This is a genomic window from Flavihumibacter rivuli, assembly GCF_018595685.2.
Lineage (GTDB): Bacteria > Bacteroidota > Bacteroidia > Chitinophagales > Chitinophagaceae > Flavihumibacter > Flavihumibacter rivuli.
Window position 1 is genome coordinate 2,736,277 of sequence record NZ_CP092334.1, and the last position, 12,027, is coordinate 2,748,303.

The 12,027-nt window shown below is 50.1% G+C and carries 10 protein-coding genes; 7 read left to right on the top strand and 3 right to left on the bottom strand.

The annotated features are described in order from the left end of the window. Position 1 precedes the first annotated feature (1 nt). The gene (locus tag KJS94_RS11725; RefSeq protein WP_239804148.1) at positions 2-1,330 is read right to left on the bottom strand and encodes a TolC family protein; all 1,329 of its coding nucleotides are present in this window, start codon (positions 1,328-1,330) and stop codon (positions 2-4) included. A gap of 215 nt (positions 1,331-1,545) precedes the next feature. Between KJS94_RS11725 and KJS94_RS11730 the strand changes: the two genes are divergently transcribed. The 4 genes from KJS94_RS11730 to KJS94_RS11745 all read left to right on the top strand — a co-directional run bounded on the left by KJS94_RS11730 (position 1,546) and on the right by KJS94_RS11745 (position 5,948). Then, a complete protein-coding gene (locus KJS94_RS11730) occupies positions 1,546-2,154 on the top strand; it encodes an acyltransferase (protein WP_214448853.1) in 609 nt (202 codons plus the stop codon). Between the two features lie 72 nt (positions 2,155-2,226). Next, a complete protein-coding gene (gene obgE, locus KJS94_RS11735; RefSeq protein ID WP_239804149.1) occupies positions 2,227-3,222 on the top strand; it encodes a GTPase ObgE in 996 nt (331 codons plus the stop codon). 65 nt (positions 3,223-3,287) lie between these two features. Beyond that, positions 3,288-5,702 carry a hypothetical protein gene (locus KJS94_RS11740; protein ID WP_214448855.1) on the top strand — a complete coding sequence of 805 codons (2,415 nt, stop codon included), beginning with the start codon at positions 3,288-3,290 and terminating at the stop codon, positions 5,700-5,702. A 9-nt stretch (positions 5,703-5,711) separates the two neighbouring features. After that, entirely contained in the window at positions 5,712-5,948 is a 237-nt protein-coding gene (locus KJS94_RS11745) for a hypothetical protein (RefSeq protein WP_214448856.1), read from the top strand. A 12-nt stretch (positions 5,949-5,960) separates the two neighbouring features. Here KJS94_RS11745 and KJS94_RS11750 read toward each other — a convergent pair whose 3' ends face one another. Continuing rightward, a complete protein-coding gene (locus KJS94_RS11750; protein WP_214448857.1) occupies positions 5,961-6,278 on the bottom strand; it encodes a heavy metal-binding domain-containing protein in 318 nt (105 codons plus the stop codon). Positions 6,279-6,441: 163 nt separating this feature from the next. On the opposite strand from KJS94_RS11750, the gene KJS94_RS11755 reads away from it, so the two are divergent. Beyond that, positions 6,442-8,595 carry a S46 family peptidase gene (locus KJS94_RS11755; protein ID WP_214448858.1) on the top strand — a complete coding sequence of 718 codons (2,154 nt, stop codon included), beginning with the start codon at positions 6,442-6,444 and terminating at the stop codon, positions 8,593-8,595. A 626-nt stretch (positions 8,596-9,221) separates the two neighbouring features. On the opposite strand, the gene KJS94_RS11760 is transcribed toward KJS94_RS11755, so the two are convergent. Then, a complete protein-coding gene (locus KJS94_RS11760; protein ID WP_214448859.1) occupies positions 9,222-9,818 on the bottom strand; it encodes a DNA-3-methyladenine glycosylase family protein in 597 nt (198 codons plus the stop codon). A gap of 99 nt (positions 9,819-9,917) precedes the next feature. Here KJS94_RS11760 and mnmC2 point away from each other — a divergent pair, with 99 nt between their 5' ends. Next, positions 9,918-10,610: a tRNA (5-methylaminomethyl-2-thiouridine)(34)-methyltransferase MnmC2 gene (gene mnmC2 / locus KJS94_RS11765; RefSeq protein ID WP_214448860.1), complete on the top strand. Its 693-nt coding sequence runs from the start codon at positions 9,918-9,920 to the stop codon at positions 10,608-10,610. Between the two features lie 28 nt (positions 10,611-10,638). Beyond that, positions 10,639-12,027: an alpha-L-fucosidase gene (locus tag KJS94_RS11770; RefSeq protein ID WP_214448861.1), complete on the top strand. Its 1,389-nt coding sequence runs from the start codon at positions 10,639-10,641 to the stop codon at positions 12,025-12,027.

The following is a 12,027-nucleotide window of genomic DNA, read 5'->3' on the forward strand; positions in this document are numbered from 1 at the left end:
TTCATTGAAAAATTTTAGGGTTTAATGTGCCGTTTGATTTGAGCAATTGGACCGCGGCCCTGCGTTGTGCCTGGATGGCCAGCCATTTATCCAGGACAGCTTGCTGGTATTCCATTTCAGCAGCCAGTCTTTCTGTGATCCCCATTAAGCCTTCCCGATAACTCCTGGTGGCTATGTCAAGGGCATCCTTGTTGATCTCTTCCTGCTTTTCCTTGATCAGTATATTGTGGTTGGCTACCTGGTATTCCAGTTTGGATTGTTGCCAAAGCAGATCCAGTTTCTCCAGTGCTTCACTTCTTGTATTGGCGTTCTTTTTGATCTCCAGTTGAGCCTGCCTGATCTCACTCCTGGTTTTACCACTATTGAAAACTTCCCACTTGAAGCCAACGCCCATGAACAAGAGGGGAGCAGCCTGGAAAGTATTCAACTTCAGGTCGCGGTCTGTAAGTGGGCTTTTGAACTTCATGTCAAACAGGTTGAAATATTGAAGGCTTACCAATCCGGCAACTTTCGGCACGAACTCCTTCTTTAATGCTTTCTGCTTCAATTGCAGGGCTATTGTGGACGCCTCCAACGCCTTTACCTCCGGGCGGTTCACAACAGTATTGGTTATAGTATCGACCAATAAAGGCATTAATGCACCCCTGAACTTGCTGATGGTATCCACGCCAATTCCACTATAGGTATGCAGGAGTTTGACCAGCAAATTCCGCTTGCCGGCAGTTTCTTCGCGTTTTGCAGCCAGCCCAAGCATGGCAGCTTCTATTTTCTTCCGGTCATAGGGTGTAGTTAATCCGGCACTTATGGACCGATCTACCAAGATCTTCTCCGCATCCAGCCTTTTTGCCGTTTCTTCCAGCACTATTTCTACCTGTTGTAACAACAGCAATTGTTCATATGCCTTAATGACCTCGTCAGCAAGGTCGAGCCTGGTCTTATCCTCCATGATGGCCTGGGCTTTCTCCTTGGCTTCAAGGGCCTTTATGGCAGCGGGGATTTGACCGCCGCTGAAAAGTACAAACTGGCTGTTGATACCGCCGTTCAATACATTACCCCTTGTCGGGATGCTGGCAGCGTCACTGAATAGGGGAATATTGATGATGGGGATAGTGGTCGGGTCAAGGTCAACCTTGAATCGTGATAATTCATAGCCATAACCTCCAGATACAGATAGGGTGGGAATAAATTTCTTCTTTAACAGCGCCGCATCTTCCTTTGTCAGTTCCCGCTCCAGTTGCTGGTTGGAAAGTACGTAACTCTTTTCCCAGGTCCTGTTGATGAGCATCACCAGGTCAGGATCCGACTGGGTTACACCAACAAGTGGTAACAAAAAAATTGCCAGGAATAAGCATCCGGTCTGGAGCGGAAGCGGGCATTTTCTCATAAGCTCTGCATTGACTGGTTTACAGAATGCCCTAACCGGTAGATTGATCCATTGAAAATAACAAAGAATTTCCAATTCAGTTTACCTGCGATACTTACAAATACGGCAGGTATAGCTGAATTTATACCTTTGTAAGTACCTACTTGTTTGTAGTTTGCAGTATGTTCTATTCATTCAAGGGATTCATACCGGTTGTCCATCCCAGTTCATTTGTGCATCCGCAAGCCACGGTTACGGGCAATGTGGTCATTGGCCGGAACTGTTATATCGGTCCGGGCGCAGCCCTTCGCGGCGACTGGGGCGGTATTGTACTGGAAGACGGGTGCAATGTGCAGGAGAACTGCACCATCCATATGTTCCCGGGCATTACAGTTCTCCTGAAGGAAGGTGCGCATATTGGTCATGGTGCGGTGGTCCATGGTGCACAGATCGGGCGCAATTGCCTGGTTGGGATGAATAGCGTATTAATGGACAATGTTGAATTAGGGGATGAGTGTATTGTGGGCGCCATGAGCTTTGTAAAGGAAGGGACCAGGGTACCGGCTCGCAGTTTACTGGCGGGCAACCCGGCAAAGATCATCAAGGAAGTGTCGGATGATATGATCGCCTGGAAGACGAGTGGAACGGCCCTTTACCAGGCCCTGCCTGCTGAGATGCAGCAATACTGGCAACCCTGTGAACCCCTTACTGCATTACCGGCCAACAGGCCCCAACAGGAACTCCTGTACACCACCTGGCAACAGATCAAAAAGGAAAAGGGACAGTCCTGAAGCACCCTATAGGGAGGCAAACTTCCCTAATCCTTGGCAATGCTGTACCTTCGCAGACAATCAGTAACGCAAGTGTCAGAAAAAAGCAATTTTGTCGATCAGATCAGGGTATTCTGCCGCAGTGGCCATGGTGGCGCAGGCAGCAAGCATTTCCTTCGTACCAAATTCAACGCGAAAGCCGGTCCGGACGGGGGTGATGGCGGCCGTGGCGCCCATATTATCCTGAGGGGAAATAAGAACCTTTGGACCTTACTGCATTTGCGGTATTTCAAGAATATCCTTGCCGAGAACGGGGAGAGTGGAAGCGGGAACAACTGTACCGGAAGGAATGGGAAAGATGTTTACATCGACGTTCCGCTCGGAACCATTGCGCGTGATGAAGAGACCGGTGAACTGGAAGCCGAGATCCTGGAAGATGGCCAGGAGCTGATCCTTATGCGCGGCGGACGCGGGGGATTGGGAAATGCCCGCTTTGCCACCCCTACCAACCAGGCTCCGGAGCATTCACAGCCGGGTGAGCCGGGAGAGGAAGGCTGGAAGATCCTGGAATTGAAAGTGCTGGCCGATGTTGGGCTGGTAGGCTTTCCCAATGCAGGGAAATCTACATTGCTGAGCACCATCACCGCAGCCAAACCCAAAATTGCTGATTACGCCTTCACCACCCTGTCTCCGCAATTGGGGATGGTAGAATACCGCAATGGCCGTTCCTTTTGCATTGCTGACCTTCCCGGTATCATTGAAGGTGCGGCAGAAGGCAAGGGACTTGGCCATCGCTTCCTTCGCCATATTGAACGCAATGCCATCCTTCTTTTCCTGATCCCGGCCGATAGTGCCGACCACCGGAAGGAATTCAATATCCTTCTCAATGAATTGAAGGAATACAACCCGGAGATGCTGCAAAAGGATTTCGTGATCGCCATCAGCAAAAGCGATATGCTGGATGATGAACTGAAAGCAGCCATTGCCAAGGAATTGCCGGCAGACATTCCACATGTTTTCATATCCTCGGTTACCCAACAGGGTTTGACGGAATTGAAGGACCTGCTCTGGAAGGTATTGAACCAGTAACAAAGCTGATCCATTTGTAATAGGCAGACAAGTTTGTAAATTGGGGAATACCAATCGTCTTCCGCATGCATCCCAAACTGGCCAGGTCAATCATTTGGTTGAAGAACAAACCCATCCGTTTCCTCTCCAACCTGTTCAGGTCAACCTGGCTTTACTTTCCCGGAGTGATCTTCCTTGGGCTGGCCATTATCTCTTTTACCCAGCTTGGCCAGGGAAGGGATATCCTGGTGACCTTCACGGAAACCGGTGGTGCATTTGGCCCGGCACTTCTCAATAAGTACACCTTTATCATTGCCATCAGTTTCTGGTTATATGTAAGCTGGTATTCCTCGCGCATCATTTCCTATACAAAAACCTATGAGCATAAGCGTTACCTCCATCATGTCAATCCCAAACTGACCGACCAGCAATACGAGGAAAAATTTGCCATGGAACTGAGGTTCAGGCACCGAATGCCACGACTGATCGGCTATGGCTGCCTGGTCACCATGATCACGGTCTATGCCAACCTGGCCTATCCCCAATCCTTAATCTACCAGAACCCTTTTGTTGCCATCATTGCAGGTATTCTCGCCTGCTGGCTGGTGGACCGCTATTTTATCAGGATCATTGAAAATGAAACCCTCGCCAAACGACTCAAGGTCGTGCAATGGATCACGGGTATAACCATTCTGTTGCTCATTCCTTTCCTGGTGTACAGGAAACTCTTTACCGACTATAGGATGGTAGCCTTGCTGCTTTCCCTTTTCCTGTTGTTCTACATGCTATACATCAACCTGAGAAGGAAAAGGCTGCAGCGCCCACCCGAGGAAACAACAGTGGATGAGCGACCAGCCACCTTAAAGGGCATTGGCCGGCTCAGATCAGAAACGATGCGCTTCCTCCATTTTCCAAGGGAGGAATTCAATTATTTCTTCTGGTTCAACCTGATCAGCCTCACCGGACTCATCATCTATATTGCTGCTATCGTACACTACCCGACCAGCACAGCCATCGGGCCTGTCCCCTTCATCATCCTTGCCTTTTCCGTACTGCTGGGGTTTGGAAATATCCTTACCGTCTTATCGGTGAAATTCAGGATCAACCTGCACCTTATCGTCTTCCTGCTGGCTGCATTCCTTCCCACCAGGGAGTTACACAGGGTTCGAACGGTGAGCCTGGCCGGGAGGAATGTAGATAAGGATGTGCTGCTGAAACGGCAATCCATTGCAGAATACTTCAGGCGATTTGTCAGTAACCGACCCGAGATCGACAGTGTGCAACGCTACCCTGTGTACATGGTATTGGCCAATGGCGGTGCATCCAGGGCAGCGTATTGGGTGGCATCCGTTTTGGGGCGACTGGAAGACAGTTCAAGGATCGCCACCGGGGACCCTTTCTCCCGGCATGTATTTGCGATGTCTGGTACATCGGGCGGTGGCGTTGGGCTGGCTACCTTCTATGCCCAGGTCCTGAAAAATAACGGCAACCAACAACCGAAATTTGAGGAAGAGGCCAAAAGCTATCTGCGCCAGGACTTCCTCACCTTTACATTGGCGAGGATGCTGGGCAATGACTTCTTCAACTATATACCTCCCCTCATGTGGATGGTCAACAACAAGGACAGGGCCTATGCACTGGAAAAGGCTTTCGAATCAGCAAATGCAAAAAGCGGGGGATCACTGCTACCGGAAAATCTCTACATTGACCAATGCATCAGCCAGTCGGGTAAATACCACCCCTACCCCATCCTTTGTATCAATACCACCCGGGTACAGGATGGCAATCCCGCCGTGATTGCAACCATCAGGCTGGATACCGGCTTGTATAACCGAAGGGAAGACCTTTTGCAATGGATGCCCGGTGACCGTTCCTTACGGTTAAGTACAGCTGCAATCCTGGGCGCCAGGTTCCCCTTCATCAGCCCCGCGGGAAGGCTGGAACTGCGTAACAGGCAGCAACCCGATACTACAGGAAAACTAAGGCCTGAATATTATGTAGATGGCGGCTATTTTGATAATTCGGGGGCTGGCTTCATGCAGGAAATGATCCGGGCCATGACCCTGGTGAGCGATACCACCAGTGATAAGATCCTGAAGGAAAGGATGCGCAAACTGGAGATCATCGTCCTGCACATCACCAACAGTCCGCAAGGAAATATCAACCCATCCCGCATCGGCTCATTCAAGAATGATCTTTTGTCGCCATTGCTGACCATCCTTGGCGCCTATGATATGCAGACAACGGTCAATGACCGGAGGATGGAAACCTATACGCGGGACCTGAACAAGCGGCCCGATTCAGCCGGGGTCAGCAAGGCCAGGTATTACCCCATCCATTTGTACAGGGATATCACCGAACCGGGAGACCAGCCGGCAAAGGAACCCTATACCATGAATTGGTTCATATCCGATACCACCCTGAAAAGAATGGATAAGCGACTTAATGTGCAGCCGAAATTGAACCGCTTGTTGCGCTCCATTACCCATCCGCTGCCTTAATTTTATACCATGACACCCCAGCTTTGTTATTTCTGTGGCCACGCAGTTACCCTGGTCTTCGTTCATAGCCATTACCAATGCCCGGTATGCGGCACCAATGCCTTGCCCTGTTGCGAAGGGGAATCCTGTGTAGTCCCGGCTGATCAAACGAACGGACAAAAAGAAACCCGGGACCACCATGACCAATTGATCACAGGATCCCGGGAGCTAAGCCAGGACAATGGTCCCGGCACTGTCAAAATGTAAAATGCCTAGAGATTATACCCTAACAGCGGTTCCACTCACGATCACCATCAGCATACTTCCGTTCGCACCGATGGTCTCGAAATCAAAATCAACCCCCACCACTGCATTAGCGCCCACCGAATTGGCCTTGGACATGAGCTCGCGCAGGGCGGTTTCCCTGGCCTCCTGGAGTACCCTTTCATAAGTGCCGGAGCGGCCACCAAAAAAGTCACGCAGGCCGGCGAAAATATCCTTGATCACGTTAGCACCGATAATGGTCTCAGCAGTCACCACCCCCAGGTATTGCTGAACGGGGCGGCCTTCAATGGTGTTGGTAGTAGTCAGTATCATGGTTCAAATGGTTTGGATAACAGATGAGGGAAAATAAGGAATCGTTGCATACTGAAAAACAAGGCTGCCCAAATCAGGGGCTGGCAAGCCACCAACGGACAGCCGCAACGCCCATTGGATGTTGAATTTTCTTGTAGGTTTGCCTATCCAAAATTCCATTCGAATGAAAAGAATACTCGCAGCGATTGTTTTGTCTTTTACCCTGCTGCGCAGCTATGCCGACGAAGGCATGTGGCTGCCTTTATTGCTGGGCAAACAGGTCTATGCCGACATGGTGAAACGTGGCTTGAAGCTTAGTGCCGATCAACTCTACAGTATGAACAAGGCCAGCATCAAGGACGCGATCGTGATCTTTGGCCGTGGCTGTACCGGTGAGATCGTAAGCGGTTCCGGCCTGATCTTTACCAACCACCACTGTGGTTATGATGCCATCGCATCTGCCAGCTCGGTGGAACACAACTACCTCAAGGATGGGTTCTATGCCAAGAGCTTCCAGGAAGAGATTCCCTCGCATGGATTGAGTGTGCAGTTCCTGCTGAAGATCGAGGATGTGACTAAGGAAGTAGAGGCCGAGCTGGGCAACCTGAAAGGTGCTGAACGTGCCAAAAAGCAATCAGAAGTCATAGCTTCCATCAATGCACGATTCTCCGATCCGGCCAAAAGCATAGAAGCCCGGATCAGTCCACTCTTCAAAAGCAACCAGTTTCTTGTCTTTGTTTACCAACGCTACAATGATGTAAGGTTGGTGGGCACCCCACCCGAAAGCATCGGCAAATACGGCGGCGACACCGATAACTGGGAATGGCCAAGGCATACGGGGGATTTCTCCGTATTCAGGGTCTATGCTGACAAAGATGGCAATCCCGCTAACTATTCAACCACCAACCTTCCCCTGAAGCCCAAACATTTCCTGCCGGTATCCATCAAGGGGGTGAAGGATGGGGATTACGCCATGATCTTCGGTTATCCCGGTTCTACCAACCGTTATGAGACCTCCTATGGTGTGAAGCTCAAGACCGATATTGAGAACCCTTCACTGGTTGGGTTGCGCGATATCCGCCTGAAGTATATGCTGGAAGAAATGAAGAAGGATCCGGCAGTGAAACTGAAACTGGCATCGGACTTCGCAGGTATTGCCAACTACTGGAAATTCTTCGATGGCGAGAGCAAGCAATTACTGAAGTACAAAGTTGCCGACCAGAAGGCAAAGGAAGAAGCCGCCTTCATCAAATGGGCGCAGGACAAACCTGAATACAAGGACATCTTCAGCGACTGGGAAAAAGCCTATGCATCATGGCGCCCCTACGCCAAACACAGGATGTACATCAATGAGGGCGTAATGGGTTCACCGTTGGCCGCATTCGCCGCCTCCCTCATGAATATTGAAAGGCTGGCCGCAACACCCAATACCAAGGCAGAAGACTTGAAGAAGGCATTGGATGATGCAGAAGAAAGGAGAAAGGCATTCCTGGAAGCAGAGAACAAGGAGAGTGATGTCCGCATCCTGGCTACAACAGCCCAGATGTTCTATAATGATATCGACAAGAACCAGCATCCCATTGGCTTCTATGAGAACCTGAAGGGAAATTATGGCGACCTGAAGGATGATGCCACCTACCGTAAATGGGCAACCGACGTTTTCAAAGGCACAGCCATCTTCAATGATGCCAAATGGGAAGCCTTTAAAAAGAATCCCGCCACTATCCAGGAAGATCCTGCCTTTGCTTATGCCTCTGCTTTCCTGAAGAACTGGAACAGCAAGTATATGCCCTTCTTCCAGCAGTTCAATACCCAGAACAATGAGCTGGCCCGCCTCTACCTGAAAGGGATCATGCAGATGAATCCGGGAAAGAAAATGTATCCGGATGCCACCTTTACCATGCGCGTGAGTTATGGTAATGTAAAAAGCTACCAGCCCCGCGATGCAGTTAAATACGATTATGTATGTACCATGAAGGGTGTGCTGGAGAAATACAAGCCGGGTGATTATGAGTTCGACCTGCCAAAAGGCTTGCTGGAACTTGCCGCCAAAAAGGATTATGGCCAATACATCGACAAGCAGCGGAATGACCTGGTGGTATCCTTTATCACCACCAACGATATCACCGGTGGCAACTCTGGTTCCCCGGTATTGGATGCCAATGGCAACCTGATTGGCCTTGCCTTCGATGGCAATTACGAAGCCCTCAGCCATAAGATCGCCTTCGACAAGGACCTCAACCGTACCATCTGTGTTGATGTTCGCTACGTACTGTGGTGCATAGATAAGCTAGGTGGTGCCAGCAACCTGATCAGGGAGTTGAAGCTGGTGAGGTAGTACGCTAACCAGGGGAGGGATGTGGAGATGTGGACACCCTCTCCGCTGCGCTACGAGGGCACGGTGTGAATAGGAGACCTGCCTACGCTAAGGCTTCGGCGGACGAGGTGTGAAAATGTGATTTTTGCGCCAACCAGTGGATATTAGTTGAAGCTGCAAAATACTACCCCATCAGGGTCTCTTAAAAGGGACACCGATGAATATGAACCTTTCATTTCACCTCATCAGGGTCTCCCGCAGGGGACCCTGATGAATGTGGGATGGAGATCAATCGGGGACTCTCGAAGAGAAGGCCTATGTGGTGATAATATGTAATAGCCTCCGTCGCCCCCGTTGTGTCTTATGACCAACGGGTAGTTGAAAGATTAGCTTAACTGTTGGATGCATTAATATTTCGCCTTTTATACATCGGGGTCCCCTTCGGGAGACCCCGCTGGGGTTAAAATAAATGTGGGTACACCGTAGCTCTTAAAAGGGACCCCGATGAATATGAACCTTTCATTTTTCTTCCATCATGAAACTTAATACAAAAGCCCGCGAATGCGGGCTTTTGTAATTCACCTTTACATGATTAGTATTCGGCCCCCAGAAGGTTCAATTCTTTAATTCTGTACCTCATCGGGGTCTCATTCCCCGTCTTTCCATCGCCACAAATGCATGCAGGCATAGGTCCGGTAGGGCGACCATTTCGCAGAGATCTTCAGGAGTTTCTCCCTGAAAGCTTTCTTATCGGAATCATCCAGTTTGTACAATTGCTTCATGGCATTCTGGATACCAAGGTCATCGATCGCAAAAACATCCTCACGCCCGAGGGCAAACATCAGCAACATCTCCGTCGTCCAACGGCCCACCCCCTTGATCTGCGTGAGGTGACCGATGACTTCCTCATTGCTCATCTTCTTCAGCTGCTTCCATTCCATGCCGTGTTCAATAGCAAAGCGCGCCACATTCTGCACATAGGAAACCTTGGCGTTGGAAAGACCGATACCGCGCAGGGTTTCAGCCGGCACTGCCAGTATGGCTTCCGGTGTCGGTTCACCATCGGGAAATAACGCGAGGAAACGTTTCCAAATGACATCCGCTACTTTGGTGGACAATTGCTGGCTCATGATAGACCCACACAAATGCAGGTAAACCTTCATTTGTTGCTTTAATTTGAAGGGGCCATTGTGGAGGGCCTTGGCCAGTTTCTTATCCTTTGAAAGATGATCCAGGTATGACATGATTAAAATTAACGGATAGCAGGTAAAACCCATCACCGCTTATCCCACTACTGCAGTATTGGTACAAACCCTTTGCCAGCTTTTCCCCAAATTTGCAGGATGGAAAGAAAGCTCCAGGTTACTTCCGATGGATCACATACCATTGCCATTCCTGACATGAACGTCACCTATCATTCCAGGCATGGCGCCATACAGGAATCCATGCATGTATTCATCCAGGCGGGATGGGAAGCCCTGTTGGAAGGGTACAAGGTGAAAGGTGAAGCTGAACCCGAATGCATCAATATCCTGGAAATGGGATTTGGCACAGGACTCAATGCATTGCTTACCCTCCAGCATAGCAAAGGCCGGAAGGTATACTATGAAAGCCTGGAGAGGTATCCGCTATCGGCTACTATGGCGGGATCCCTGAATTATGCTGCCCTTTTGAATGACAGCACCCTGGAAGGCCCCTTTGCTACCATGCACAGCTGTGCATGGGATGAGCCGGTTGGAATCACACAAGGGTTTACCTTGTTCAAGTCATCAAGCTCCCTTCTATCTTTCCAATCTGAAAAAAAATTCCACCTTATTTATTTCGATGCCTTCGCCCCCAATGCCCAACCCGAATTATGGACTCCTGGGGTTTTCACCAACCTGTTCAACCATCTCTTAGCGGGGGGCATACTGGTTACCTACTGTTCCAAAGGGGATGTAAGAAGGGCATTACTGGCAGCAGGATTCAAGGTGGAGAAGATCCCCGGTCCACCCGGCAAGCGGGAAATGCTGCGCGCCCGTAAATCTGTGGATTAGTAGTATTTTCAGGATACAATCCCCTTGCATGAGACATCTATTCCTTGTACTCTTCTCCTCCCTTTGCATTGCAGGCTATGGCCAGGCGCTTGAGAAGGTAGGTCCAACCCCTACCTCCCAGCAACTGGCCTGGCATGAACAGGAGTTCTACCTCTTCCTTCATTTTGGCCCCAATACCTTTACTGACAAGGAATGGGGTGATGGTGATGAACCGGCTGACAGTTTCCAGCCCAGTGCACTTGATTGCAGGCAATGGGCAAGGATCGCAAAGGCGGCCGGGGCAAAGGGACTGATCATCACTGCCAAGCATCATGACGGTTTCTGCCTCTGGCCAAGTCAATATTCCCAGCACACCGTCAGGGAAAGCAAATGGAAGAACGGCCAGGGTGATGTATTGCAGGAACTATCAACTGCCTGCCGCGAAGAAGGATTGAAATTTGGCGTATATATATCACCGTGGGACCGCAACCACCCCGCCTATGGCACCCCTGAATACAATGAAGTTTACATCAACACCATGAAAGAAATATTCAGCAAGTATGGCCCTATCTGGGAACTCTGGTGGGATGGCGCGAATGGGGAAGGCCCCAACGGTAAGAAACAGGAATATGATTTTGCCCGCTTTGAGTCGACCATCAGGGGAATTTCCCCCAATACGGTCATCTTCAGTGATATCGGTCCCGATATCCGCTGGGTGGGCAACGAACAGGGCTTTGCCGGAAAGACCAACTGGAACTTATTGGATACCGCAGGCTTCAAGAGGGGACATGGCGCACCTGTCACAGACACCCTCAACCAGGGCAACAAGTTCGGTAAGCACTGGATACCTGCAGAAGTGGATGTGAGCATCAGGCCGGGTTGGTTCTACCATCCTGAAGAAGATGACAAAGTAAAGAACCCGGAAAAGTTGTTTACCATTTACCTGCAATCCGTTGGCCGTGGCGCTAATCTTTTGCTGAACGTTCCGCCCGACCGCAGGGGACTGATCCATCCCAATGACTCCGCAGCACTGATGGGTTTCAGGCAGCTCAGGGAAAAAACCTTTGCCAATGACATCCTTGCCACTGACCTCACGAAGTACAGCTGGCCTACTAACGGTAAAACCTATTCGAAGACTGCCAGGAAGAAAGGGATCTACCATGTACCAGCAGGGGGAGGAAATGGATTGACCGTTACCCTTGACAAGCCGGCCACTATCCAATTCATCCAATTACGGGAATGGATTGAATGGGGACAGAAAGTCGGGGCATTTCGCCTGACACTCCACCTGGACAATGGCCAGACCCATACCATTGAGGGAACAACCATTGGCAGAAAGACCATTATACCTGTCCTGGGCCTGGTGGTCAGGAGCTTTACACTCGATATCCTCGATGCCAAGGGTAATGTAGTATTGAAGCAACCCATGGCGTTCTGA

Bases quoted from the DNA above. Each gene is read 5' to 3' on its own strand.
- KJS94_RS11730 (WP_214448853.1), top strand. From the start codon at position 1,546: ATGTTCTATTCATTCAAGGGATTCATACCGGTTGTCCATCCCAGTTCA.
- KJS94_RS11740 (WP_214448855.1), top strand. From the start codon at position 3,288: ATGCATCCCAAACTGGCCAGGTCAATCATTTGGTTGAAGAACAAACCC.
- KJS94_RS11745 (WP_214448856.1), top strand. From the start codon at position 5,712: ATGACACCCCAGCTTTGTTATTTCTGTGGCCACGCAGTTACCCTGGTC.
- KJS94_RS11750 (WP_214448857.1), bottom strand. From the start codon at position 6,278: ATGATACTGACTACTACCAACACCATTGAAGGCCGCCCCGTTCAGCAA.
- KJS94_RS11755 (WP_214448858.1), top strand. From the start codon at position 6,442: ATGAAAAGAATACTCGCAGCGATTGTTTTGTCTTTTACCCTGCTGCGC.
- KJS94_RS11760 (WP_214448859.1), bottom strand. From the start codon at position 9,818: ATGTCATACCTGGATCATCTTTCAAAGGATAAGAAACTGGCCAAGGCC.
- mnmC2 (WP_214448860.1), top strand. From the start codon at position 9,918: ATGGAAAGAAAGCTCCAGGTTACTTCCGATGGATCACATACCATTGCC.
- KJS94_RS11770 (WP_214448861.1), top strand. From the start codon at position 10,639: ATGAGACATCTATTCCTTGTACTCTTCTCCTCCCTTTGCATTGCAGGC.